Genomic DNA, 24,214 nt, shown 5'->3' on the forward strand with positions numbered 1-24,214 from the left:
GCGTCAAAACTGACCGGACAGCACGAAGCCGCGCAGACCCACGCCCACGCGCAGGCTGTCCGCCCGCGCTCGCCAGCGCGAGGCTGAGGCCGACTCCGACTCCGCCTTCGTGCGCGTGCGCTGGCGGTCGAGGATCAGCATGGTCGTGCCCACGTTGGCCAGGGTGATGCCGACGGCCAAGGCCCCCGCGCCGGCGCCGATGGTCTCGTAGAGCCACTTGCACTCGCCGTTGGCGTCGATGTTGGAGAAGTCGGAGCAGCGCTGTTCGTGGGGTCGCCCGTGAATGGTGAGCAGCCCGATCCCCGCCCCGACGCCCGCGATGCCGACCCCGATCGCGGTCCAGCCGACGGGGCGGAACCAGTCTCGCGCGCCGACCGAGCGCGCCCCCGAGTCGACCTCGAGCTCCACGGACACGCGCTCCGTCGCGCCGCCGCTGATGTTCACGGTCACGAGCTCGTCGAAGTAGCCGCGCTCGCTGACGCGCAGCTCGTGCTCGCCGGTGGTCAGCTCGCCCTCGTAGGGCAGCCGACCCACGCGGCGCCCGTCGACGCTGACCGTCGCCCCCTCGGGGTCGCCCTCGACGACCACGCGCCCGGGCTGGATGTCCGCGAGCACCCGGTCGCGCAGCTGCGCGGCCTGGGCCGCGACGCGATCGCGGACCTCCGCGATGCCGCACACCGGGCACTCGACCTCGGCCTCGCTCGGCTGGCGCGAGCCCGCGACGCTGACCACCCGCATCTCGACCTCGAAGTCGCGGTTGGACGCGCGGACGACCACGGCGAGGGCGTGGGTGACCCCGAGCTCGCGGCCGAGCTTGCGCAGGCAAGCCGCGGTGGCCTCGTCCGCGCAGCGCTCGGCGTAGGCCCGCTCGACCTTCGCGCCCGTGACCAGGTCGAGCTCGGGGTGCTCGAAGGCTTGCTCGATGGTCTCGGCGAGCTCGCGCTGATCGCCCTCGGGGAGCTCGCCCTCGAGCACGATCGGGAGCACCGCGACGCTCGAGTTCTCCGTCGCCTCGACCTCGTCGCGGCTCGTCGGCGCTGCCGCGCTCGCCGTTGGCGTCCACGCCTCGAGGGCCACGCACAAGCTCGCGGCTCCCATTCGCCGCAGCGATCGCCGCAGCGGGACTCGACCCCAGCGCCTCTCCATGCCTGAACGAGGCTACCACCAGACCCGCCGAACGCACGCATCCTCGCGCCCACCGTCTGCTCGACGAGCCCCCGAGCCTGCGTGCGCGGAGCGTGGCTTCGCCCCGTCCCGAGGGCGCAGGTCTGCGATCAACCCGACTTGGGGCCCAGCTCGCCGATCGCCCAGCGCAGCGCCTGGTTGAGGGCCCGGAAATAGCGCAGCTGCTCCGAGGCGGCCTCGAGGCTGATCATGGTCCGGGCGACCACGGGCGAGATGCCCGACAGGGCGCACTCGGCCCCCAGCAGGCCGAGCGAGCGGGTGATGCGGAGCAGGTGGGCGACGGTCGCGGTGTCGATGTCGGTGATGCCCGTCAGGTCGAGGATGGCCACGCGGATCTCTGCGCTGCTCACCTTGCTCAGCAGCGCCTCGGTCAGCTTCTCCGCCCGGCGATCGTCGTAGCTGCCCTGCAAGGGCACGCACACGACCTGCTCCCAAACCTCGATGATCGGCACCGACAGGCTCATGACCGTGTCCTGAGCGCGGCTGAGCTCCCGCCGCATCTGCGCCTCCTCGGTAGCCTCGAACATCACGCCATGCCAGATGACGCCCTCGGGGTGTTTTTGCGGCATCGACTCGGCGCGCACGAGCCGGGTCCGATCGTTCATGGTCTCGAGGCGCCCGGACCAACGAAAGCGCTGCATGTCGCGCATCGAAGCTTCGAGCGCGGCCTCGAAGCGGTGCATGTCCTCGTCGACGATGGCGTCGATGGCGATATTGGCCGAGCTGCGCAGGGCCTCCGGCTCGATGCCGTAGAAGTAGCGGCACATGTCGCTGACGTAGGCGAAGTAGCTCGTCCCGTCCGTACGCAGCACGAAGCTGTAGACCATGCCCGGGATGCCAGACACGATCGCCTGAAAGTCGGGCTGCGCATCTCTGGGGTCATCAGCCATGCCGACCAGTGTAGCAACGCAGCGCGGCCGGCCGGGCGTCCTGTTGACCTCCGAGCTCGATCAACGCCGTGGGTGACGAGTCACGCCGAGCAATCGAGTGGGTCGCGCGGCACCGCGCACCCAATTGAGCGCGGACTTGAGCCGCACGTAGCGGGCGAAGAACGCCCAGACCCGGCGCCAGTCCCGTTCTCCGGGTGGGCCCCCTCCCCGGATCGTGCACACGCACTTGGGATCGGGGACGCCCGCGTCGAGCATGTCGACCCGCCCCCAGACCTCGACCTCCACCCGCGCGCCCACGACCAATCGCTGACGCCCGAGGATGAGCGCGTCCATGGGATCGCCGTCGGGGGCGAGGGTGTCTTCGATGGAGCCGTAGTCGAAGGGCGAGGGCAGCGGGGACACGAAGTCGACGCTGCCGTCGGGCCGACGTTTGACGAAGCTCCCCCGCGGGACCTCGACGCGCACCCAAACTGGCCCCTCCACCCCGCGATGATGCCCGACCTCGCCCGCCAAGCAAGGGGCTCCGACCTGGCTCCGACCTGGCTCAGGCAGCGCCTTCGAGGTGCGCGATGGCCCAGCGCAGCGCCTGGTGCAGGGCCCGGAAGTAGCGCAGCTGATCCGAGGCGACGTCGAGGGTGACCATGGTCTGGGCGACCACCGGGGAGATGCCGGACAGGGCACACTCGGCGCCGAGCAGCGACAGCGCGTTCATGATCTGCAGCAGGTGCCCGACCGTCGCCGTGTCGACGTCGACGATGCCGGTCAGGTCGAGGATGACCACGCGGATCGACGCGCCGCTGACCTTCTCGAGCAGCGCCTGCGTCAACCGCTGGGCGCGATCCTCTTCGTAGGATCCGCTCAGCGGCACGGTCACGACCTGCTCCCAGACCTCGATGATCGGCACGGACAGGGCCTGGACCTCCCCCTGGGCGCGCAGGAGCTCGCGCTGCATCGCGTGCTCACCCCGGGCGTCGAAGATCAAGCCGTGCCAGATGACGCCCTCGGGGTGGACGTAGGGCTTGGACTCCGCGCGGATCAACCGGTGCTCCCCCCGCGAGTTGACGAAGCGCCCCGCCCAGCTAAACAGCCGCATCGCGCTCATCGAGCCCACCACCTCGGCCTCGAAGGAGGGCAGGTCCTCTGGAAGGATGCGAACCATGGCCGCCTGCGCGTCCGCGTTGAGCTCCGCCGCCGAGACCTCGAACAGCTCCTCGCACTGATCGCTGATGTAGGGGAAACAAGTCGTGCCGTCCGCGCGCAGCAAGAAGCTGTAGAGCACCCCAGGGATCGACGCAACGACCGAGTCCAGATCCGCCGGCTCCCCACGCTCCTCAGCCATGCACCAAGTGTAGCGGAGTCCCGCTCGACGCCGCGCTGCCCAAGCTCCAACCGACCAACCGGCCGCTCCCTCTCAACCGAGAACCAGCGCCAGCCGATCAGCCCCCAACCAACGAGAACGCCCCCAACCAACGAGAACGCCCCCCTTGGGGGGCGACCACATGCCCTCTCCCAGGCACGAACGCCTTTGAGGACAAGGCGCCCCCAGTCGAAGGCGCCTGCGGGGGCAAGGTTAGAACTCAAACTGGAGCGCAGCGCCGTTGGTCGTGCCGAACACCGGCGCGACCTGCAGGTTGCTGACGGCGCGGAGCTCCTTCTCGCGGGCGATGAAGTTCTTCGCGTCGTTGCGGTCCTGGTAGATGATGATGGCCAGGACGCCGGCCAGCAAGACCGTGGAGCCGAGGAAGACGTCGCCGACGATGGCCCGGCTGCGGACCTGGGAGCTCGCCTCGCTCGCCGCACCGGCGAGGTCGGCGTAGCACTCGCCGGAGCTGCAGTCGCCGGCCGCGCCCGGATCGACGCCGGACACGCCCGCGTCGGTCAGGGCCGTGTTGGCGTCGTTCCACTGGCTGCGCGAGGCCGCCGCGAGGCCATACATGGCGCCCATGGTCACGGCCGAACCCAGGGTCAGGGTCAGGGCCACCCAGGCGCGAGGCTGCCAGTAGCCAAACGCGGGGCCGCGCGAGCACTTGGGCCGCAGATCCCGCTCCTTGGTCGTGGTGCCGTCGGGGTTGGCGATCTCCTTGTCCTCGCGCTTGCCCTCGCGGCAGAACTCTTCGAAGTCGGCGACCAGGTCGACCTTCTGGGGACCCGCGTCCAGGGACTCGTTGTAGCCAGCGACGGCGGCCGCCTCGGCGTCGGCGAGGCGCTTCTTCTCGGCCTCGATCTCCTCGGGGGTCTTCTCCGGCTCGTCGAGGGTGGCGAGGATGGTCTTCTCCTCGTCGGTCGCGGCGGTCGGGGGCTGCTGGTAGTAGCTCAGCTTGCGGGCCACGGCGCCCGAGACCACCTCGGGGAGGATGTAGTCGTCGGCGGTGACCGAGAAGGCCATGTCGACGGCCTTCTTTTTGTTGGCGATGTCCCAGATGACCAGGGAGCCCGAGCCCTGGTCGGGCAGGTTGGCGAACACGAAGAAGTCGTAGGCGGTCTTCGAGTTCTTGTTGAGGTAGGCCGCGATCTTGTCGAGGCAAGTGTCGCTGGAGATGTCCTTGCACTTGACCTTGGCGGCGGCCTCGTCGGCCGAGCGCTTGATCTTGTTGGCGACGTAGCCCTGGGCCTCGAGGCCGGTCTTGACCTTGTCGCGCCAGGCCTCGAACACCGCGCCGTCGCCGGTGAACTTGAGCACGGCGACGTTGCCACCCACGGTGGCCGGGGCCGCCTCGGCGGCGTCGCCCGCAGCGTCGCCCTCGGCGGGCGGGGCCGAAGCCAGCACCGGCAGCGGAGCCATGGCCATGCCGACGGCCAGGGTGACGCCGAGGGTGCGGTGAGCGAACTGGGTGAGGATCGAGGTGGGACGCGTCATGGGTGGGATGGCGGACAAACTCAGGTCCTGGTCCGTGGGGCGGGATGATAGCCAGGGCCCGACTCGATAGGCAACCGGTGCGGGCCCGGGGCGAACACGAGTCCGGGGGCGGCTCGGCCAGGCCAACGCGGGGCTGAAAGCCGGCTTACGCTGTGTTCAGCCTCACGGGCCCTGCGCGGACTCGGCCGCCCTCCGCGGGTTCGAGCGAGCGCCGCGATCCCACCCTGGGCGCCGGACTGCTACCCTCGCCCTCCATGTCCGACGGCTCGCCCGAGACGGGAGTCCTCCCCCTCCTGCCCCTGCGCAGCGCCGTGCTCTTCCCCGGCGTGTCGATGCCCGTCGATCTCGGTCGCCCCTCCTCGGTCGAGGCGGTCCGCCAGGCGACGGCCCACGGCAAGCGCTTTGGACCCCACAACCACGTGATCGTCGCCGTGCAGCGCGATCCCATGAACGACCACCCGCGCCTCGCGGACCTGCACCCCGTGGCGACCCTGACCCGGGTCGTGCAGGTGCTGCGCGGCCTGCCCGGGCGCATGACGGTGATCGTCCGGGGGATCGAGCGCGTCCGCCTCGAGTCCCTGGACCTGGCCCCCGAGGCGAGCTGCGACCTCGCCCGCTACGTCAGCCTGCCGCCCACCCAAGGCGAGCTGACCATGGTCATCGCCCTCAGCGGGGTGCTCCGCGACCTGACCCGCCGCCACGAGTCCCTGCTGCCCGCGTCGCGGGCCACGCAGCAGCGCCAGGAGACCCTCAAGGAGCTCGCCGCCGAGCGGGACCCCGCGCGCATCGGCGATCTCGTCGCCAACCTCGTCGAGCTCGAGACCGAGCAGCGCATCGAGCTGCTCCAGCAGCTCGACCCGACCGAGCGCCTGCGCAAGCTCATCGAGCACGTCGCGGCCCGCTGCAACGAGCTCGAGGTCAAGCGCGACATCGATCGCAGCGTGCGCGAGCACCTGTCCCGCCACGAGCACGAGGCCGTGCTGCGCCACAAGCTGCGCGCGATCCAGGCCGAGCTCGGGGACGAGGGCGGCGACACCTGGCTCGAGGAGCTCGCCGAGCGCCTCGACCAAAAGTTGCTCCCCGAGGAGGCCCAGATCGCCGTCGACCGCGAGCTCGGACGGCTCGAGCGCATGAACCCGCAGAGCAGCGAGGCGATGATCGCCCGCACCTACCTCGAGTGGATCGCCGACCTGCCGTGGGTCTTCCCCGGCCGCCCCACCGAGCGCCCCGAGGTCGACCTCGAGGCCGCGCGCGTGCGCCTCGACGCCGACCACCACGGCCTCGAGAAGGTCAAAAAGCGCGTGCTCGAGTACCTCGCGGTGCGCAAGCTCGCGCCCAACCAGCGCGGCCCCCTGCTGTGCTTCGCGGGCCCCCCCGGCGTCGGCAAGACCACCCTGGCCAAGAGCATCGCCGCGACCTTGGGCCGCGAGTTCGTGCGCATCTCCCTGGGCGGGGTGCGCGACGACGCCGAGATCCGCGGGCACCGGCGGACCTACGTGGGCGCCCTCCCCGGCCGCCTCGTCCAGGCCATGAAGACCGCCGGGACCACGGACCCGGTGATCCTCCTCGACGAGATCGACAAGCTGTCCGGCGCGGACCTGCGCGGCGATCCGGCCTCGGCCCTGCTCGAGACCCTCGACCCCGAGCAAAACGACGCCTTCGAGGACCACTACCTCGGCGTGCCCTACGACCTGTCCCAGGTGGTCTTCATCTGCACGGCCAACGAGCTCGGGGCCATCCCCATGGTGCTCCGCGACCGCCTCGAGATCATCAACCTCAGCGGCTACACCCTGGCCGAGAAGCTCGCCATCGCGCGCGAGCACCTGCTGCCCAAGGAGCTGCACGAGAACGGCCTGGGCGGCGTGGCCTCCATCGAGCCCGGCTCGCTCCGGGAGCAGCGGGCGCGCAACGAGAGCTTGCTGGCCCGCTCGCGCCTGGCCGCCGAGTCGGGCACGGCCTTCGAGCTCGCCGAGGTCCTCGAGAAGGCCGAGGCCGAGGGCCTCGAGCGCCTCGACTCCGTGCTCGTCGACGACGCCGTGTTCGAGCGCCTGGCCACGGAGTACACCCGCGAGTCCGGGGTCCGCAGCCTCCAGCGCCAGCTCGCGGCCTTGCTCCGCGACGTCGCCATGCAGCGCGCCGAGACCCCGGCGAGCGAGCTGGTCACGCCCCAGCGCATCACCGTCGAGGACCTGCTGCGCGTGCTCGGGCCGCCGCGCTACCGCGAGGAGCTCATGGGCCGCGGGCCGCGGGTCGGCGTGGCCACGGGCCTGGGCTGGACCGCGACGGGCGGCCGCCTGCTCTTCGTCGAGGTCACGACCACCGCGGGCAAGGGCAAGCTGCGCATGACCGGCCGCCTCGGCGAGGTGATGAAGGAGTCGGCCCAGGCCGCGCTGAGCCTGGTCAAGAGCGACGCCCGGCGCTTCGGTCTGGACATCGACGACCTCGACCGCCGCGACATCCACATCCACCTGCCCTCGGGGGCCGTGCCCAAGGACGGACCGAGCGCGGGCATCACCCTGGTCACCGCGCTGGTCAGCACCCTCGGCGGCTACGCCGTGCGCCACGATCTGGCCATGACCGGAGAGGTGACCCTGCGCGGGCACGTGCTCGCGGTCGGGGGCATCCGCGAGAAGGTCCTGGCCGCCCACCGGGCGGGGATCCGCGACGTGATCCTCCCGGCGCGCAACCGCAAGGACGAGCCCGAGATCCCCGAGGCGGCCCGCGCGGACCTGCGCCTGCACTTCGTCGGCCACATCGACGAGGTCCTCGAGCTGACTCTGCGCGCCCCGGAGTCCGCCCGATCTACGACCGCGTCAGCAGATGCGGCCGCTCACAGTCCGTAGCCGACCACCGGCTCCGGGAAGGCCTCTCGACCCGTGGGTCGAAGGGGGTCGGGGTCGACGCCCTGCTCGCTGGCCGGCTCTCCTTCAGCCCCCTCGAGCCCCCCCACCTCGCCCTCGATGGTCGCCGCGGGCGCGTGGCTCGACCCCTGATCCTGGGACCAACGAAGCGCGAGCCCCTCGACCACCTCGACCCCAGCCAGGGCGAGCAGCAGCAACAGCGCAACGGCGTTGATCGTCGGTAGCCAGCGCATCCAGGCCGGTTCTGGAGAAGACCCTCGCTTGCGATCAGCGGTGGTTCCTTCAGGGATGTCTTTGGGGGCCCCAGGAGCCCAAAGCTCACCGGTTTGGCCATCCGCGCAGGAGTCTCGATCTCGAGCCACCCCGTCGAGTCAACGGCCATGGGGTGTTGGTTCCCCATCACTCGATGCCAATGCGAGCTCTCAAACTCGGCCCTGCTCACGCGCGCAGACGCGCATCCCGGCCAAAGTTTCTTCCCTCGCCCTGGAGTGGGGTCCATTACAGCCCGTGGAATCGGTATTGGGGAACGCCGGTGCCCACCCCCAGGGATGGGTATTCAATCACCCATGTTGCGCTCCACTAACATCGTCACCGTCCTGACCGCAGCCGGCCTGGGGTTCGGGATCTACTTCGCTCCGACAGCACCGACGACCGCCGTCGCCGCCGAGAGCTTCACACCGCTTTGCAACTCCGTCGCAGACGCCTGCGAGTACAGCGGTCCCAACGCGCCGGTGCTCCGAGAGGACGTGTGCTGGGACGGGAGCATGGCGACCCTCAAGGTCGGAGACTGCCCCACCGACTCCCGGCCCTACAGCGTCACCTATGGCGAAGTCGCCAACCCGACGACCCTCGAGATCATCGCCTACCAGCCCCTGCCCAACGCCTGCGATCTCGGCTACTGCCTGCCCGCTCCTGGACCGATCATCGTCGAGGTCGCGGGCTTCTTGTGCTGCGACCCGCAAGGCAACTGCACCGTGCTCGAGGGCAAGTACTGCCCCATGGGTGACTTGGTCTACTGCTTCAACTACACGCAGAACGAGGAGGGCGACGGCGTCACCTGCCACGACGACGAAGACTGATCTCCGCCTTTGCCCCGCGCGAGCCGGGAGCGCTCGTCGCTTCCGTCGCCTGTGCGGGCACTCGCGGGGCTGGTGGCCGAGGGGTGGCCGCCAGTCTCACGTCCTTCCCTTCTTTGCCTCGAGGTCGGCGGTTTGGTGACCGCCGGCCTCGGCCTGGCGTTGCTTGGCGTTCGCGCTGCCGCTGCCGCTGCCGCGCTGGCGATCAGCGGTCCTGCCGGCGAGTGCGGGCTTGGGCCGTGCTGAGCTTGCGGGCCAGGCGGACCTGGGTGACCTCGCTGGCCCGAGACTCCTCGGCCAGGGCCAGCGCGGCGGCGAAGACTCGCGCGGACTCGGCCCAGGCCGCGCCCTGATCGAGGTGATCGCCGAGGGCCTCGAGATCCGTGGCCAGAGAGCGCTGCTCTTCGTAGGTGGCCTTGGCCGCGCGGAGCATCGCAAACTCGAACAGCTCGGCGGCGCGGTTGGGCTCGGAGTCGACGGCGAAGCGCTGGGCCTGCTCGACGAGGGCGTGGGCTTCGAGGGCCGCGCGCGAGCTGGCCTGCATGTCCAGGGCCGGCGCCTCGCGGCTCAGGCCAAAGGCCAGCACGAAGGCGGCCGCGAGGGCTCCCGCCGTGGCCGCCGTCGACAGGCCGTGGCGGACGAACTGACCAAACACGCGGCTGCGCTGAGGCGGGGCCTGGAGCGCCGCGAGCAGGCGCTCCATGGTCAAGAAGCGATCGCGCGGCTCGACGGCGAGGCCCCGACGGAGCACGGAGAGGACGGCGCTCGGGGCGTCGGGGCGGCCTCGCGGGCCCGCCTCGATCGAGGCGTAGCGCGCGTCGGCGTCGGCCCCGGAGAAGGGGTGCTCGCCGGCCAGCGCCTCCCACAGCGCCACGCAAAACGAGAACTGATCGCTGCGCGAGTCACCCGCTGCGCCGTGCAGGCGCTCCGGAGCGATGTAGCGCATGGTCCCGAACGCAAAGCGCGGGGCCTCTCGGCGATCCACACCCACGCGCGAGCGGACGAGGCTGTTGGGGGCCGCGAGCTGGGCCCGCCGCTCCTGGCTCAGCTCCACCGTCTCGAGGTGGCGCGCCAGACCAAAGTCGCCGACCGCGACGGTGCCGTCCGGCCGGATGAGCACGTTCGCGGGCTTGAAGTCGTGGTGGACCAGACCGGCCCGATGTGCCGCGGCCAGCCCCCGCCCGGCGGCGAGGAAGTGGGCGCAGATGTCCGCGGACGCGCGTGGTGCATCGTCCAACCACCGGCGTAGATCGGTCTGCGCGAGCTCGAGGGCCAGGAAGGGCCAGCCGCCGTGCTCTCCGATGTCGTGGACCGTGAGCACGTTTTCGTGTCGCAAGCTCGCCGTCAGCCGAGCCTCGCGCAACGCCGAGGCCATCTCGTTGGGCGCACAGCGGTTGAACAGCTTGACCGCGACGCGACGCTGGAGCTGGCGATCGTAGGCCTCGTAGACGGCGGCGTAGCTGCCATCGCCCAGGGCCCGGCGCAGCTCGAAGCGACCGCCGAGCACCGTCGCGTTGCCACGCACGTGCTCCCAATCCTGGAAGATCGGCGCATCGGCGTGGCTGTGTTCGGCGCTCATCGCTGAAACCTGGGGGACTGTACCGACTCCGCGACCAGATCACGAGGGGGGCCCGCGGGGACGCTCACATGCGCCTGTCGCGGGGTTGGGCCGGCCCGGCGCGGTCCGGCGGGGGCTCTCGCGCCAACGGCCGCGTGCTTGGCTCCGCGAGCCGTGTACTGCGTGAATGTGCGAAGTCGCGAGATCTCGGATCACCCATGGCCAGGATCCTCCCGAGGGCTTGGCCCCAGCGCGGGGACTTCCGTCGGCGCGAGGTTCGCGGTCTGGAGTGACGCAAAGCCGTTGCCTCGACAGTCCTGGAATTGTCCGGGGGTCCGACTAGCATCCCCCGATGCTCCGCGCAGCGCACACGCTCCGCTCCGCCTCGCTCGCTGCCCTCGTCGGCCTGCCCCTCGCGGCCTGCGGCTCGTCCCTCGTCGAGTCGGCCACCGACGGCGCCGACGAGGTCGGGTCCGACGCGAGCGACTCCGAAGACGACGCCGACGTCGACGCCGACGCGGGCTCGAGCGAGTCCGGGACCGACACCGACACCGACACCGACACCGGCACCGACTCGACCGAGACCGAGGCGACGGACACCGACAGCTCGAGCGAGTCCGAGGCCGGCTCTACGGAGGAGGAGTCGAGCTCCGAGTCCGAGGACACCGAGACGGGCTGCGAGGAGCAGGCCGAGTGCGCCGCGGGCAACTGCGTCAACGGGGAGTGCCTGCAGGTCGTCTCCTGCCAGGAGCTCCAGAACTTCGACCCCCTCGAGACCCTGCCCAGCGGCGTCTACGAGCTCGACCCCGACGGCCCCGGGCCCGCGGCCCCCTACGCGGCCTACTGCGAGTTCGACCTGTTCGGCGGCGGCTGGACCCTCGTGCTCAAGGCCGACGGTGGCGAGTCGAACCTCGGCTGGGACGCCCCCCAGTGGACCTCCGGCGAGACCTTCAACCCCGGCTTCCCCGACCGCGATCGCAGCGAGGCCCTGCTCGCCAGCTACACCTCCGTCGAGGTCAGCGAGCTGCTCATCGGCGTCGAGTCGCCGGTCCTCGCTGGCGCCGAGCCCCTGGTGCTCAAGTGGGAGACCCTCCCCCTGCCCCAGCCCGGCGCCTCGCTGCACGAACTCATCGCCCCCGGCGAGTGGATCGAGACGGACCTGGGCCGCGACACCTGGAAGAGCCTGATCGCCAACAGCTCGCTCCAATCGAACTGCAACCGCGAGGGGCTCAACGCCCGCAACGACAACGACAGCTACGCCAAGGTCCGCGTCGGCATCATCACCAACGAGCAAGACAACTGCAACACGCCGGACGCGTGGCTCGGCGTCGGCGGGGACTACCCGGGCGGCTGCGGCATCGCCACCGACGGCACCGTCGGCAACTTCGCCGGTTGCCAGGCCGACAACGGCACGCAGAACCTCTACGCCTTCGCCCTCGTGTTCGTGCGCTAGCATCGCAGCGATGATCCGCGTAGCGCCCCCTCTCCGCTCCGCCTCGCTCTTCCTGCTCGTCGGCCTGTCCCTCCCAGCCTGCGGCGAGCCCCTCGCCGAGTCGGTCAGCGACGGCGCCGACGAGGCCGGCCCGGACGCGAGCGACTCCGACGACGGCGAGAGTGGATCCACGGAGGCAGGCGAGTCCGAGACCAGCGCGGACTCGACGGACGCCACCGACTCGACCGAGACCGACAGCTCGAGCGAGTCCGAGACCGACTCCACCGAGGACAGCGAGTCGAGCTCGGAGTCCGAGGACACCGCGGCCAGCTGCGAGGAGCAGGCCGACTGCGCCGTGGGCAACTGCGTCAACGGGGACTGCCTGCAGGTCGCCTCGTGCCTGGAGCTCCAGGGCTTCGACCCCCTCGCGACCCTACCCAGCGCGGTCTACGAGCTCGACCCCGACGGCCCCGGGCCCGCGGCCCCCTACCTCGCCTACTGCGAGCTCGAGCTGTTCGGCGGCGGCTGGACCCTCGCCCTCAAGGTCGACGGCGACGAGCCGATCCTCGGCTGGGACGCGCCCCAGTGGATCTCGGGCGAGGCCCTCAACCCCGAGCTCCCCGACCGCGATCGCAGCGCGGCCCTGCTGCCCAGCTACGCCGCCGTCGAGCTCAGCGAGGTGCTCATCGGCTTCGAGTCGCCGATCCTCCCCGACGCCGAGCCCCTGGTGCTCAAGTGGGAGACCCTCCCCCTGCCCGCGCCCGGAAGCTCGCTGCACGCGCTCATCGCCCCCGGCGAGTGGATCGAGACCAGCCTCGGCCGCGACGCGTGGAAGAGCCTGATCACCGACAGCTCGCTCCAACAAAACTGCGTCCGCGAGGGGCTCAACGCCCGCAACGACGCCGCGACCAACGCCCGCGCGCGCATCGGGATCATCGCCAACGACCAGAACAACTGCAACACGCCGAACTCGTGGCTCGGCGTCGGCGGGGCCAACTCGAGCAGCTGCGGCCTCGCCACCGACGGTACGGCCGGCAACTTCGCGGGCTGCCAGGCCGACAACGGCGACCAAAACCTCTACGCCTTCGCGCTGGTGTTCGTGCGCTAGGAGCCCGCAGCGCCCAGGCGATCGATGACGCCCTGGCCGCCCGCGGCGAGCACCTCGCGGGCCACGCCCGCCCCGAGCTGGGCCGCGTCGGCGACGGGCCCCTCCGCCTCCGAGGCGTAGACCGTCGACCCGTCGGGCTCGACCACCAGGCCCTCGACGCGGACCCGCCGCCCGTCCTCGCTCAGCCGCGCGTGGCAGGCCAGCGGCACCTGGCAGCCGCCCTGCAGCGTCGCTAGGTAGCTGCGCTCGGCCGCGGCGACGATCGAGGTCGGGCCGTGGCCCAGCGGCTCGAAGAGCGCGGCGATGTCCGTGTCGGCGGCGCGCAGCTCGATGGCCAGGACGCCCTGGCAGGCCGCGGGCATGAAGGCGTCGGGGTCGAGGCGCTCGGTGATGGCCTCGCCCTTGCCGAGGCGATCCAGCCCAGCGGCAGCGAGCAACACCGCGTCGACCTCCCCCTCGGCGATCTTGCCCATGCGCGTCGGCACGTTCCCGCGGATCGGCACGATCTCGAGCCCCGGGTTGATGCGCTTGGCCAGCGCGCCGCGCCGCAAGCTCGAGGTCCCCAGGCGGCTCCCCGCCGGCAGCGTCGCCAGGGTCACGTCCCGCCCCGGCGCCGCCAGGAAGGCGTCCCGCGGATCCGCCCGCTCGGGGGTCGAGGCCAGGGTCAGACCCTCGGGCAGGGTGCCGGGCATGTCCTTCATGGAATGCACGGCGAAGTCGATCTCTCCAGCCAAGAGCTTGTCCTCGAGGCCCTTGACGAACAGGCCCATCCCCCCGACCTGGTTGAGGGGCCGATCGGTGACCCGGTCGCCCTTGGTCACCACGCGCACCAGCTCGACCTCGAGGCCCTGAGCGCCCCACGCCGCCAGCAAGCGATCGCGGATCATGTTGGCCTGCCACAGCGCCAGCGCGCTCCCTCGGGTTCCCAGACGCAGCTTGCGCGCCGCCAGCTCGGTGCTCGTCACGGCCCGGACTGTACTCCACGCCAGCCCACTCTCGGCTCGGCTCGAGCGTCCCCGCCCTGCGCGATAGCGCGCAAACTTTCGCCATCGAGTGCCGCACCAAGCGCAACCGAACTCACAAAAAGACCTTGATGCGTGACATGCGCTACGTAAACTCCAGACTCATGCGAGCCATCCGTTCCCTTGCCCTCGCCCTGCCCCTCGCCCTCATCGCGCCCATGGTCGTCCAGCCTGGCACCGCTCGAGCCGACGCCGGCGCGACGCAGATGGGTGAGGACGGCGAGAAGAACTACGACTTCGGCCTCAAGGTACGCATCGAGCTGCGCATGGAAGATGGGACCACGGTCAAGCACCGCGGCGACATGCGGACCATGGGCATGGACTGGCGCTTCGAGTTCGACGGCGCCGACCATCACCACGTCCTCGTGCTCAACGCCGAGGGCAAGGAGGGCGACAAGGTCATGCCCCTGACCCTGTCCTACGAGCGCGACGGCATGGACGTCATCGCCCCCTACAAGTCCGACTGGAAGACCCGCAAGCGCGAGACCCTGTGGACCACCGACGGCAAGCTGGCCATCGCGTTGACGCTGATCCCTTACAAGTTCGAGCACGAGGACAAGAGCCGCGACGACAAGGACAAGATCATCGGCAACGAGGGCGAGGACGACGACGATCCCCTCGGCGGCAACTTGTTTAATTGAGGCCCCCGCAGCCGCCTAGGACCGGGGACGCTTCGTCGCTGCCGCTCCTCCGCTTTGGCTTGTCCTCAATGGTGTTCGTGCCTTCTAGGGGGCATGGGGTCGCCCCCTAAAGGGGGCGTTTGTTTGGCGGGGGTGAAGAACGAGACGGTGTTTTCTGGCGGGGATGAAGAACGACGGCGCTGTCTGGCGGGGATGAAGAACCCTGGCGCTGTCTGGCGGGGATGAAGCACCTTCGGTGGTCTTTGTCTCCGCCAACGCAATTCAGTTCGTCAGTCTGACGCTGCTACCGTGCTCGCCATGGCGGACGAAGCCGCTGGAGGCGAGCACTGGCTCTTGTACGCCGCCGAAGCGGGTGTCGTCCTTGGTGGGCGCGTCGACCTGACTCCTGGGTTGCGTGAGAGCTCGGCGCACTTCGCTGCGCCCGTGCTCTCGCTCGATCAGCACCTGGAGCTTCCGGCGTTGGGCTACGCGGCCACGGAGCACGCGCTGGGTCTGCGTCTGCTCTGTACTGCGATCCGTCGTGGGCTGCGCTCTGGGGCGCGGCGTGTCGAGCTGCTCAACCTCGATGAGCTCGGGGCGGGCTTTCGGGCGAGCTTCGAGAGCGAGCCGGGGCGCACGCCAGATCATGTCGAGATCACCGTCGACGTTCAGCCTCACCGCAGCGAGCGGGACTGGGGCAGTCGGTTGACCGTGGTCCATGGTCGTCCGAGCTGGGCGCGGCGCCGGGCTGAGCGGGCGCTGCTCGAAGGCCACTGCCGCGGAGGCGAGGCGGTCGCCCCGTGTGGGTTCGCGGCGCGGTGCGTGGGTGGGTTGTCGGGGCGGCTCGGCGACAGCCACGTCTCCTGGGAGACCCAGCACAAAGACGCGCATCGGCTCGAGCTGGGCTACGAGCCGTCGGCGGAGGGCTCGGTGGCGCTGCTCTACGCCAACGAGGTGCTGATCGAGATCGTCGAGCTCCAGGGGCCCCGAGGCACGGCCGTGCTCGTCGATCGTCCGTGGACGCGGGCGCTCCACGGCGACGAGCCCCTGCGCCGGGTCGTCCGCGGCCCGGAGCTCGAGGCGTGGCTCGGCTGGGCGCGCGCGTGGGCACAGCGGTCAGTCGCAGGCCTCTCGCCGCGGGCAAAGTGAGCGCGCCCCAGGCCTGGCGGACCCCGGGCGCGCTCGCGGTCTGGTCGGGCTCAGAGCCGCGGCCAGGGGCAGGCGTCGACGTTGGCGTCGGGGAAGGTGGGCGTGTAGCCCTGGTAGCCGTACTGGATCAGCTTGCTCTCGATCTTCGCGGCGCACGAGCTGCTGTCGAACAGCGCGCTGAAGTTGCTGCAGCTGACCTTGCCCATGTAGCGCTTTTTGTAGTGATCTTGCTGCCCTGCGCAGCTTTGGTCCTCCCACACGTCGGCGGTGTAGAACTCGATGTCGACGTCGAAGAGGTGCTGGTCCACGTCGAGGTGGCAGATCTGGTAGCTGGGGCTGGCGTACTGGAAGTCCTCGTTCTTGCAGGTGTCGAACTCGTCGTAGCACTCCTCCCAGCACGGGTTGGACATCGGGCCGTCGGGGCCCTGGACCAGCGCGCCGCCGGGGCAGGCCCAGCGGCACTGCTGAAACTCGGAGCTGCAGGCCTGCTCGCAGGTCGAGGAGCGCTCGCTGAGCTCCTCGTCCTCGAAGCCGAGCTCGGAGAGCTCGCCCGCGTCGGACTCGGCGGGGTCGCAGCCGGTGACCAAGGCGGGGATCAGGGCCAGGCCGAGGAGGATGGTGAGGGTCGATTGGTGCTTCATCTGTCGTCTTCGTTCCTGGTCCGCGCACGGGCGAACCGTGGACGAGAGGCAAAAGCTCGACCCGCGGTTTCAAGCTCTGGTCATTGAATCATCATAGACACCGGCCGAGGAGAATCCACTCGCCGCGGGCTTGGACACTTCAAGTGGGGCCTGCGAAGGCCCACGGGCGCTCTGCTCGATTGACGACACTTTGTCACCGAGCTCCACCGCGCTCGTCCGCCATCACCAAAGTGACGACGCTCCCATCGGACCCTCAGCGGGTACCCAGTACCCGCTCGCGGACGCCAGCGGCCCAGCCTTCGAGGTTGGCGAGGGTCCGCTCCACCCCGCGCGGCGCCTGAGACAGCGCGGCGACGTGCTCGGCGACGAGCTGCCGCGCCCGGCGGATCCGGCTCTTGACCGTGCCCAGGGGCAGGCCCAGGGCGCCGGCGATCTGCGCGTCGGACATCTGCTCCCAGTAGTGCAGCTCGAGGGCGACCTGGAGATCGATGGGCAGCAGGCGCAGCGCCGCCAACAACAGGCGCTCGTCCTCGGACCGGCCGACGATGGTGCTGGGCGTGGGGTCGAGGTCGTGGACCGAGGTCACGGCGGCGTCGAAGCGCCGTCGGTCGCTGGCCTGGGACCGGTAGTGCTTGCACAGCTGGCGGTAGGCGATGGCGAACAGCCAGCTGCGGAAGCTGTTTTGGTTGCGGTAGCGATCGGCCTCGATGCCCTCGACCACGGCCAGGAAGGTGCGCTGCGCCAGGTCCGGGCCGTCCTCCCCCGCCTTGTTGCGGAAGAAGCGATCGACGGCGTCGTAGTGGCGCTCGAACAGCTCGCGCCCCGCTCGCTGGTCCCCCCGCCGCCAGGCCTCGAGCAGCTCGTCGTCCGTGACCACCGGCGGAGTATACGTGCGCAGCGGCGATGCGCTCGGGTCCTCGGCAGATCGCCGGCTCCTGGTCGCACAGAGCGAATTCGAGCCAGCGGTCCTGGTTTTTCGAGATTTGTTGATTTTCTCTTAATCCAGTAGACGGGCTGCCGGTATTGCCGGAGTGAGGCCACGACAAGGAGTCCCGAACATGCCCGCCCACGCCACTGCAATCACCACCCCGACCACCCTCCTCCTGGCCTGCCTCGCGGGGGGGCTCGCGCTCACGGGGTGCCAGGGAGCGGACAGCTTCGAGGGCGGCGAGCCGAGCCTCGAGGACGCCCAGTTCGAAGCCGACGAGGCCCTCGCCGACGAGCTCGACGCGCCCGCCCCGGCCCCCGCGAGCGCGGACACCACGCCCCCGCCCGCGCCCGCCGACTTCATGACCTGCACGCCCGGCTCGGGCATCGACACCGGCACCGTCGTGGCCATCCACGACCTCCCCTCCAACCCGCTACTGCCCGTGTCCTGCACCCTCGCCGCCGGGCTCCCCCCCGGCTGGTCCGCCGCGCCCACCTTCCCCGTCGTGGCCGGCCAGACCGCGCCCCGGAAGCTCCAGGCCTACTGCAGCTACGACTTCGCCGGCGGGCAGCCGACCCAGCTCGACTACGACCTCCTCTACCAGCGCCTGACCACGGTCCCGGGCCTGGCCGAGAGCGCCGCCGTCGACTGCGTGAGCATGGACGGCATGGGCGGCCTCGACGGCAGCCCCGAGATCGAGGAGGGCCTCTACCAGGCCTTCCGCGAGAACGTCGGCGCCCTCGACAGCGTCCAGGGCGGCAGCCTCGAGAACGTGGGGCTCTACGTCCTCGACCAGATCCAGGAGTGGGAGTTCGCCAGCAGCACCCCCCACCACCACGGCCACAACATGGGCTACATCGCCCGCGACCTGCTGTGCCCGGACTTCCTGTCGGACTACTGCGACGACAACCTGCACTTCGAGCTCGCGCTCCCGCGGGAGCACGACGGCCAGTTCGAGCCCAACCTCGGCGGGGGCTACGTGGGCAGCTACCGCGACGTGGTCAGCGCGGCCTACCGCGCGGTGATGCGCTGGCAGGCCCAGTACGAGGACCCGAACAACCAAAACCCCGAGCGCCGCTTCGTGCTGCTCGCGGCCTTCGGCGCGGCCCGGGAGCTCGACCCCAACTTCGACCGCGGACCCTACGCGGCCATGCGCGACGTCCTCGACCTCGTCGCCTGCCAGGGCGGGCTGTTCGTCGGCTCGGTCGGCAACGCCTCGGACCCGGGCTGCGCCGCCAACGACGGGGCCCTCTACCCCGCGGTGTTCGCCGGCGACCTCACGCCCTCGGCCCAGACCTGCGCGGACCTGGGCGTCGTGCCCCTGGGCGTCACCCCCAACCCCCTCGACGTCGACCCCTACCCCATCAGCTACGAGGACCGCACCCTCGTCGAGGCCGTGGGCATGGTCGACGCCTGGGACGAGCTCCCGGCCCTGTCCCGCGACGGCGCCACGCCCAACCTGCTCACCTACGGGACCCAGGTGTGGGTCCCCAACCCGACCGGCAACATGGTCCCGCTCACCGGCACCTCCGTGTCCGCGGCCGTCAGCGCGGCGACCTTCACCCTGGTCTGGGCCCTGCGCCCCGAGCTGACCGCCGCGGAGGTCCGCCAGCTGGTCTACGACGCGGGCTACGACACCGGCCTGAACACGGAGATCGGCAAGGGCCTGCAGGGTCAGCCGGCCCACCGCGTCTCGCTGTGCGCGGCGGTCGAGGACGCCTGCTCGCCCCTGGCCACCTGCCCGGTGACCCACTGCGCGAGCGCGGCGGCCCCGGCCCCGGACGGGAACCGGGAGAAGTACCAAGAGGCCGTCGCCCAGACCCTCGGGGACGGCTCGGTGACCGTCACCCAGGGCGGCGCGATGGCGACCGCGACCGCGGTCTGCCTCAACCCCGACGCCGACCGCCTCGCCCACCCGACGCCCGAGAACCCGGCCTGCCCGCAGTGTGACATCGACGTCGACGATGGCGGGGGCTCGGTTCACTCCCTGCACATCGACCTCCTCGCCGAGTACAAGCTCGGTGAGCTGCACGAGATCCAGGGCGGCCACATCAAGACCTTCGACGTCATCGGCGCAGAGACCGGACAGTTCGACCTCACCCCCGCCCAGGTCAACCTGATCATCAACGCCGCTCCCAACGAGGTGACCACCGTCGACTTCGACGTCGCGGCGCCGCACAGCGCGGCGCTGGTCTTCGACCTCGCCTCGGGGCGCCAGGCCATCGGTGAGGTCCCCTGCCGCTGATCGCCCTCACTCGCGTTCACAGCCGTACTGGGCGAGGCGAGCAGACTGCTCGTCCTCGCCCAGCTCACGTACGCGCTGCTCTGCCGGCAAGCACGCGCGGGTGGCTGCCCCCAGGGCCTGCGCCAGGGCCTCGGGCGAGCGCTCCATCCGGCTCAGATCCCAGGTCCGCGCGCTCCCGTCAGCCGAGGCCGAGACCAGCATCCTGGTCGAGGCGCTGACGACCACGTCGTTGACCTCCTCGCCGTGGCCGGTGAGGATCAGCGCTCGGCCTGCGTCGAGGTCCCAGAACCGCACCGTGCTGTCCCAAGAACCCGAGACCAGCGCGCGTCCCGAGTCGGCGAAAGCGAGCGCGCTGACCGGCTCAGCGTGGCCACTGAGGCGCTGGACGAGGTCGCCCGAGTCGAGGGCCCAGACCCGGACGACGCCGTCGTCAGATCCCGTGGCCAAACGTTGCGAGCGAGCGTCGAAGGCCAGCGCACGGACTCGGGCACCGCGCTCGCGCAGCAGGGTCGGAGTCGGCTGCTCGGCCCCCCAGAGGAGGTCCGCGCTCCCCCACAGCCACGCCCCACCGTCTTGGGCCGAAGCTGCCAGCACAGATCCGTCGGGGCTCCACGCGAGCATGGCCAGGACCGTCGGATCGTACTCGGGCAGCCGCGCGATCACGTCACCGGAGTCCGCCCCCCATACGCGCACGCTGCCGTCGTCCGACGCCGTCGCCAGCTCCGCGCCTCCAGGGCGAAAAGCGGCCTCGAACACCCGGCCTTCATGGCCAGACAGGGCCCGGGACTCGCCGGTCGCCAGGTCCCAGATGCGCACGAGACGGTCCGAACCCACGGACACCAAGCGCTCACCGCGGGCGTCGAAGTCGACGACCCAAGCCTGGTTGTGGCCGCCGAGCTCGCGCACGCTGCCATCCTCGAGGGACCACAAGGTCACGCCGAGCTTGCCCGCGCTGGCCAGGGAGCGCCCGTCAGGGCTGAAGGCCACCGCGTTGACGATCCGGTCGATGCCGTCGAATTCATGCAACAGCGCGCCGTCGCGGATGCGCCAGACTCGAACCGTACCGTCGTGGGCAGCCGTCGCGACCCGCTCGCCAGCGCGATCCACGGCCAGATCAAAAATCTTGGCGTTGTGGCCATCGAGCACCCGATCGGCGCCGGGCTGCTCGAGGTCCCACACGCGCACGGCCCCATCCCACGCCCCCGTCGCCAGCCAGCGCCCCGAGTGCGCGGCGCTCAGGATCGCCGAGCGATGGCCGCGCATGACCGTCGCCGGGGCGCGCAGGTCAACGGGTTGAGCCTGGGCGATGGCGTCGAAGCCCACAGAGACCAGCGACTCCTGCCCATGAAAATCGACGAAGCGGACGTCGTCGCCGTGCTTGCTCACGAGCGTGCTGGCGAAGCCATCGCGCTCACCTTCGGGGTCGAGCTTCGTGAGCAAGACTTCGCCGCTGACCGATCCGGACAGCAACTCGCGCCCGCGGAGCGCAAACGCCGAGACAGCCCGACGGTGCTTGACGACGAGACGGCGCGTCGGCGGCCCCCCATCGCCAGCCAGCTTCCAGTACGAGACCTGGTTGTCATCGGAAGCCGTCACCAGCTCGTCCGCGTCGATGAAGGCCGCGTAGAAGACCCCGAGGGTGTGCCCCTCCAGCGTTGCGAGCAGCTCCCCATCCGCGAGGCTCCACACCCGCCCGCGCCCGTCCTTGCTCCCCGTCAACAGCCGCTCGCCCGCGCCATCGAAGGCGACGGCGTAGACCAGGCTGCCGACCCCGAGCTCCCGCTCGAGGTCCAGCGTCCCCTGCCCCGCGTACATGCGGACCTTGCCATCGCGCACGCCCACGGCGACGCGCTCGCCCCCCTCCGAGAACACGACGGTCGTGATCCCCTCGGGGTAGCGCGCCAACGTCGTGCTCCCCTCCTCGGGCGTCCACGCGCGCAGCTCCCCGTCCCGCGACCCGCTGATCAACACCCCCGCGTCGGGGCTCAGCGCGAGGCTGGTGACCTCCCCCTCATGGACGTGGAGCCGCCGCCCCTTGGCCGTGCTCAGGTCCCAGCGCCACACCTCCCCGGCCCCGTCCGCCGAGTAGAGCAGGCCCGCCTCGAGGTCGAAGACCAGCGCCGTGACCACCGCTCGATGCCCGCGCAGCACCGCCGCGCTGATCGGCTGCGCGAGGGTCTCGTTCGCCGCCGAGATCCACTCGTCCGTCCCCCGCATGTCGCTCTCGACCTCGCGCAGCAAGATCGCGGCGACGGTCGGATCCTCGTGGCTGACACGCCCCGCTGCGAGCGGTAGCTGCGATAGACGCTCATCCGCGTGGCGTCCCGGGCCCGCGCCGCGTCGTCGCTGACCTGGCGAAAGCCCCGCTCGCGCTCCATACCCAGCAGGTCCTCGGTCAGCGCGCTCCAGTAGGCCTGGCGCTGGTTCCGGGCCAGCTCCCGGCCCGCGACCCAGCTCGTCCCCGCGAGCACGGCACCGACCAAGAGCGTGCTCAGGCCCCAGCGCAGCCGCCGAGTTCGGCGCGCGCGCGGATCGTCGGTGAGGACCTCGAGCAGGACCTCCATCGACGGCCAGCGGGCGTCGGGCTCGGCGGCCAGGCCTCGGCGCACCGCGGCGGTCAGCCACTCGGGCACGGCGCCCGCGCTCGCTCCCTCGGGCGCGGCGATGCGCCCCTCCGAGATCGCCGCCGACAGCTGCGCGAGGGTCCGCCCCCGGAAGGGGCGCTCGCCGAACAGGCCCTCCCACAGCGCGACACAAAAGGCGAACTGATCGCTGCGCGCGTCGCCGCGCTCGCCCGCGTACTGCTCCGGCGCCATGTAGGCCGGCGTGCCCATGATCGCCCCGGTGCGCGTGAGGGTCTCGGCGAACTCCCCCGAGCTCACCGTCTCGGACTCCTCCTCGTGGAGCGCCTCGAACACGTGGGCCAGGCCAAAGTCCGCGACCCGAGCCCGGCCGTCTCGACCGACGAGCACGTTGTCCGGCTTGAAGTCGCGGTGGACCAGGCCGGCCTCGTGGGCCGCCGCGAGGCCGCGGCCCGCCTGGCAAAACACCGCGACGACCTCGGGCCAGGGCCGCGCGCCGGCGTCCAACCACCCGCGCAGGTCGTCGCCCTCGACGTACTCCATGGCCACGAAGAGCTGGCCCTCGTGGCTGTCGACCTCGTAGACGGTGACCACGTTGGGGTGCGAGAGCCGGGCCATCGCCTGGGCCTCTCGCTTCATCCGCGCCCGCCCGATGGTGTCGGTGTCGGTGCTGCGCAGGAGCTTGACCGCGACCCGGCGATCGAGCTCCTCGTCGTAGGCCATGTAGACCACGCCCATGCCCCCGGCGCCGAGCTTGCGGACGATCGAAAAGCGCCCGACCTTGACCGCCGGGGCCGGCTCGTCGAACAGCCCGGCGAGCACCTGGGCCTTGCGCGCCTGGGTCTCGACGCCCCGCGCTCGGGCCTTGGGCGCCGCGGGGTTGGTCTGCGAGGTCGCCAGCATCCGCTGCTCACCGCGCTCCGACGACGCGCCGTCGGCTTCGAGGGTGTCGTCGAACTTCATGAATCGCAATGGGCTGAGGCCCCCGCCATGATAGCGACTCGCGGCGGCCTGGGCCGATCAGCGCGGAGCGCCCAGCGGCGTGAGCTCGACGCTCGCGTCGCGCCGCTCGCCCTGCCACTCGCCCACGGGCTCGTAGACCGAGCGGATGTACCGGAGGTTGCGCTCGCTCAGCGGCGCGTCCTCGACCATCGCCGGCAGACTCACGGTCAGCGCCAGGTTTGCGACCGCGCCCCCGAGCACGATGGCCAGGACGACGAGGGCCGACGCGCTCCGGCTGGGGCGGCCTGCGGCGGTCGCCGACGCGCCGATGCGCCCCAGCAGCGCCCGCCCGAGCACGGCGAAGCCCACGAACACGGGCCCCACGATGGCCGCGGCCATGCCCCCAGGGAACAGCTGCGGGAGCCCGTAGGGCTTGGCCCCCCCGCGCCACAGCGGCAGCAAGACCTCGCCGAAGGGCTCGCCGATGTTGGTCGCGTCGAGGTGCGGCCACAGGTTCGCCGCCAGGGCGTTGGCGAGCAGCGATTCGCCCGCGACCGTCGCCAGGCCGAACACCGCCAGGCCCACGGCCAAGCTCGCGCCCTGGCTGTTCGAGAGCCCGCGCAGACCGGCGACGAGCACCGCGAGGCCGCGGGCGAGCATGGGCAGGGCGACGACGAGGTAGCGCGGGCCCACGCGCCAGCCGCCCTGGAAGGACAGGCCCAGGCCCATGAGCGCGATGACCAGGAAGATCGCCAGGCGCAGGCGACAGGCCGCCCGCGCCTGCGCCTCGCCCACGGCGCTGCCCCAGGCCAGGCCGAGGGCGCCCAAGAGCGCGAGCGGGGACCACACGAGGAGCCCCGTGCTCGGCGAGAGCAGGTGAATCTCGACGTTCTCCCAGCGCGGCAGGCCCAGGCCCAGCAAGCCCTGGCCGTGGAGCTCGGCGAAGCCCTCGTTGGCGGCGTGGTGGTAGCCGGTGGCCCACGGGGAGCCGTAGACCGCGGCCTGGTAGGCGGCGAGCAAGGCCACGGGTACGAGCGCCGCGACCACGGCCGCGGCCACGGTCGGACCCTGCTCGCGCCAGCCCCGGGCCAGCGCGACGAGCAGCGCGGCGGCGATGG

19 protein-coding genes and 1 pseudogene are annotated in these 24,214 nt (G+C 71.1%); 7 read left to right on the plus strand and 13 right to left on the minus strand.

The features are described 5' to 3' along the window. Positions 1–3 precede the first annotated feature (3 nt). The 5 genes from PPSIR1_RS24595 to PPSIR1_RS24615 form a co-directional block, all read right to left on the minus strand. Positions 4–1,098 (minus strand): PEGA domain-containing protein, encoded by a 1,095-nt coding sequence (locus PPSIR1_RS24595; protein ID WP_006973881.1) that lies wholly within the window; start codon positions 1,096–1,098, stop codon positions 4–6. Between the two features lie 176 nt (positions 1,099–1,274). Further along, positions 1,275–2,075, minus strand: coding sequence for an STAS domain-containing protein (locus PPSIR1_RS24600; protein ID WP_232296541.1), 801 nt, complete (start codon positions 2,073–2,075; stop codon positions 1,275–1,277). A 60-nt stretch (positions 2,076–2,135) separates the two neighbouring features. Continuing rightward, positions 2,136–2,558, minus strand: a complete 423-nt coding sequence (locus PPSIR1_RS24605; RefSeq protein WP_198154604.1) for an inorganic diphosphatase — start codon at positions 2,556–2,558, stop codon at positions 2,136–2,138. A gap of 61 nt (positions 2,559–2,619) precedes the next feature. Next, entirely contained in the window at positions 2,620–3,414 is a 795-nt protein-coding gene (locus tag PPSIR1_RS43715) for an STAS domain-containing protein (RefSeq protein WP_232296542.1), read from the minus strand. A gap of 231 nt (positions 3,415–3,645) precedes the next feature. After that, the gene (locus tag PPSIR1_RS24615; RefSeq protein ID WP_045116673.1) at positions 3,646–4,932 is read right to left on the minus strand and encodes a hypothetical protein; all 1,287 of its coding nucleotides are present in this window, start codon (positions 4,930–4,932) and stop codon (positions 3,646–3,648) included. Between the two features lie 254 nt (positions 4,933–5,186). On the opposite strand from PPSIR1_RS24615, the gene PPSIR1_RS24620 reads away from it, so the two are divergent. Continuing rightward, on the plus strand, positions 5,187–7,775 hold the full coding sequence (locus tag PPSIR1_RS24620) for an endopeptidase La (RefSeq protein ID WP_006973886.1): 2,589 nt from the start codon (positions 5,187–5,189) through the stop codon (positions 7,773–7,775). Here the strand turns inward: PPSIR1_RS24620 and PPSIR1_RS24625 are convergent. Then, entirely contained in the window at positions 7,763–8,026 is a 264-nt protein-coding gene (locus tag PPSIR1_RS24625; RefSeq protein ID WP_006973887.1) for a hypothetical protein, read from the minus strand. The two genes, PPSIR1_RS24620 and PPSIR1_RS24625, sit on opposite strands and share 13 nt — an antisense overlap. A 333-nt stretch (positions 8,027–8,359) precedes the next feature. Between PPSIR1_RS24625 and PPSIR1_RS24630 the strand changes: the two genes are divergently transcribed. Further along, positions 8,360–8,872, plus strand: coding sequence for a hypothetical protein (locus PPSIR1_RS24630; protein ID WP_006973888.1), 513 nt, complete (start codon positions 8,360–8,362; stop codon positions 8,870–8,872). Positions 8,873–9,074: 202 nt separating this feature from the next. Here PPSIR1_RS24630 and PPSIR1_RS24635 read toward each other — a convergent pair whose 3' ends face one another. Continuing rightward, on the minus strand, positions 9,075–10,448 hold the full coding sequence (locus PPSIR1_RS24635; protein ID WP_006973889.1) for a serine/threonine-protein kinase: 1,374 nt from the start codon (positions 10,446–10,448) through the stop codon (positions 9,075–9,077). A 331-nt stretch (positions 10,449–10,779) separates the two neighbouring features. Between PPSIR1_RS24635 and PPSIR1_RS24640 the strand changes: the two genes are divergently transcribed. Both PPSIR1_RS24640 and PPSIR1_RS24645 read left to right on the plus strand, forming a co-directional pair. Next, positions 10,780–11,880, plus strand: a complete 1,101-nt coding sequence (locus tag PPSIR1_RS24640) for a fibrinogen-like YCDxxxxGGGW domain-containing protein (RefSeq protein ID WP_006973890.1) — start codon at positions 10,780–10,782, stop codon at positions 11,878–11,880. Between the two features lie 10 nt (positions 11,881–11,890). Continuing rightward, positions 11,891–12,967, plus strand: a complete 1,077-nt coding sequence (locus PPSIR1_RS24645) for a fibrinogen-like YCDxxxxGGGW domain-containing protein (protein ID WP_006973891.1) — start codon at positions 11,891–11,893, stop codon at positions 12,965–12,967. Here PPSIR1_RS24645 and hemC read toward each other — a convergent pair. Next, positions 12,964–13,932, minus strand: a complete 969-nt coding sequence (gene hemC, locus PPSIR1_RS24650; RefSeq protein ID WP_006973892.1) for a hydroxymethylbilane synthase — start codon at positions 13,930–13,932, stop codon at positions 12,964–12,966. The two genes, PPSIR1_RS24645 and hemC, sit on opposite strands and share 4 nt — an antisense overlap. Positions 13,933–14,093: 161 nt before the next feature. Here hemC and PPSIR1_RS24655 point away from each other — a divergent pair, with 161 nt between their 5' ends. Both PPSIR1_RS24655 and PPSIR1_RS48245 read left to right on the plus strand, forming a co-directional pair. Further along, the gene (locus PPSIR1_RS24655; protein WP_006973893.1) at positions 14,094–14,630 is read left to right on the plus strand and encodes a hypothetical protein; all 537 of its coding nucleotides are present in this window, start codon (positions 14,094–14,096) and stop codon (positions 14,628–14,630) included. A 297-nt stretch (positions 14,631–14,927) separates the two neighbouring features. After that, positions 14,928–15,758: a hypothetical protein gene (locus PPSIR1_RS48245; protein WP_157595939.1), complete on the plus strand. Its 831-nt coding sequence runs from the start codon at positions 14,928–14,930 to the stop codon at positions 15,756–15,758. A 50-nt stretch (positions 15,759–15,808) separates the two neighbouring features. Here the strand turns inward: PPSIR1_RS48245 and PPSIR1_RS24670 are convergent, their stop codons facing one another. Further along, the gene (locus tag PPSIR1_RS24670; protein ID WP_006973896.1) at positions 15,809–16,399 is read right to left on the minus strand and encodes a hypothetical protein; all 591 of its coding nucleotides are present in this window, start codon (positions 16,397–16,399) and stop codon (positions 15,809–15,811) included. A gap of 253 nt (positions 16,400–16,652) precedes the next feature. Next, positions 16,653–17,276 (minus strand): RNA polymerase sigma factor, encoded by a 624-nt coding sequence (locus PPSIR1_RS24675; protein ID WP_006973897.1) that lies wholly within the window; start codon positions 17,274–17,276, stop codon positions 16,653–16,655. A 181-nt stretch (positions 17,277–17,457) separates the two neighbouring features. Here PPSIR1_RS24675 and PPSIR1_RS24680 point away from each other — a divergent pair, with 181 nt between their 5' ends. Beyond that, positions 17,458–19,572 carry a S8 family serine peptidase gene (locus tag PPSIR1_RS24680; RefSeq protein ID WP_006973898.1) on the plus strand — a complete coding sequence of 705 codons (2,115 nt, stop codon included), beginning with the start codon at positions 17,458–17,460 and terminating at the stop codon, positions 19,570–19,572. A gap of 6 nt (positions 19,573–19,578) precedes the next feature. Here the strand turns inward: PPSIR1_RS24680 and PPSIR1_RS24685 are convergent, their stop codons facing one another. From PPSIR1_RS24685 to PPSIR1_RS24695, 3 genes and pseudogenes are all read right to left on the minus strand, one after another. Next, positions 19,579–21,723, minus strand: a complete 2,145-nt coding sequence (locus tag PPSIR1_RS24685; RefSeq protein WP_232296544.1) for a WD40 repeat domain-containing protein — start codon at positions 21,721–21,723, stop codon at positions 19,579–19,581. Then, positions 21,618–23,117 (minus strand): serine/threonine-protein kinase, encoded by a 1,500-nt coding sequence (locus PPSIR1_RS50300; protein WP_006973900.1) that lies wholly within the window; start codon positions 23,115–23,117, stop codon positions 21,618–21,620. The genes PPSIR1_RS24685 and PPSIR1_RS50300 overlap by 106 nt, the downstream gene beginning before the upstream one ends. 57 nt (positions 23,118–23,174) lie before the next feature. Continuing rightward, positions 23,175–24,214, minus strand: a pseudogene (locus PPSIR1_RS24695) (hypothetical protein); the annotation flags it as partial.

Source organism: Plesiocystis pacifica SIR-1 (assembly GCF_000170895.1).
Classification (GTDB): domain Bacteria; phylum Myxococcota_A; class Polyangia; order Nannocystales; family Nannocystaceae; genus Plesiocystis; species Plesiocystis pacifica.

What these genes read in the sequence shown, in the direction of transcription:
- PPSIR1_RS24595 (WP_006973881.1), bottom strand. Translation starts at nt 1,098, where the DNA reads ATGGGAGCCGCGAGCTTGTGCGTGGCCCTCGAGGCGTGGACGCCAACG.
- PPSIR1_RS24600 (WP_232296541.1), bottom strand. Translation starts at nt 2,075, where the DNA reads ATGGCTGATGACCCCAGAGATGCGCAGCCCGACTTTCAGGCGATCGTG.
- PPSIR1_RS43715 (WP_232296542.1), bottom strand. Translation starts at nt 3,414, where the DNA reads ATGGCTGAGGAGCGTGGGGAGCCGGCGGATCTGGACTCGGTCGTTGCG.
- PPSIR1_RS24615 (WP_045116673.1), bottom strand. Translation starts at nt 4,932, where the DNA reads ATGACGCGTCCCACCTCGATCCTCACCCAGTTCGCTCACCGCACCCTC.
- PPSIR1_RS24620 (WP_006973886.1), top strand. Translation starts at nt 5,187, where the DNA reads ATGTCCGACGGCTCGCCCGAGACGGGAGTCCTCCCCCTCCTGCCCCTG.
- PPSIR1_RS24625 (WP_006973887.1), bottom strand. Translation starts at nt 8,026, where the DNA reads ATGCGCTGGCTACCGACGATCAACGCCGTTGCGCTGTTGCTGCTGCTC.
- PPSIR1_RS24630 (WP_006973888.1), top strand. Translation starts at nt 8,360, where the DNA reads ATGTTGCGCTCCACTAACATCGTCACCGTCCTGACCGCAGCCGGCCTG.
- PPSIR1_RS24635 (WP_006973889.1), bottom strand. Translation starts at nt 10,448, where the DNA reads ATGAGCGCCGAACACAGCCACGCCGATGCGCCGATCTTCCAGGATTGG.
- PPSIR1_RS24640 (WP_006973890.1), top strand. Translation starts at nt 10,780, where the DNA reads ATGCTCCGCGCAGCGCACACGCTCCGCTCCGCCTCGCTCGCTGCCCTC.
- PPSIR1_RS24645 (WP_006973891.1), top strand. Translation starts at nt 11,891, where the DNA reads ATGATCCGCGTAGCGCCCCCTCTCCGCTCCGCCTCGCTCTTCCTGCTC.
- PPSIR1_RS24655 (WP_006973893.1), top strand. Translation starts at nt 14,094, where the DNA reads ATGCGAGCCATCCGTTCCCTTGCCCTCGCCCTGCCCCTCGCCCTCATC.
- PPSIR1_RS48245 (WP_157595939.1), top strand. Translation starts at nt 14,928, where the DNA reads ATGGCGGACGAAGCCGCTGGAGGCGAGCACTGGCTCTTGTACGCCGCC.
- PPSIR1_RS24670 (WP_006973896.1), bottom strand. Translation starts at nt 16,399, where the DNA reads ATGAAGCACCAATCGACCCTCACCATCCTCCTCGGCCTGGCCCTGATC.
- PPSIR1_RS24680 (WP_006973898.1), top strand. Translation starts at nt 17,458, where the DNA reads ATGCCCGCCCACGCCACTGCAATCACCACCCCGACCACCCTCCTCCTG.
- PPSIR1_RS50300 (WP_006973900.1), bottom strand. Translation starts at nt 23,117, where the DNA reads ATGAAGTTCGACGACACCCTCGAAGCCGACGGCGCGTCGTCGGAGCGC.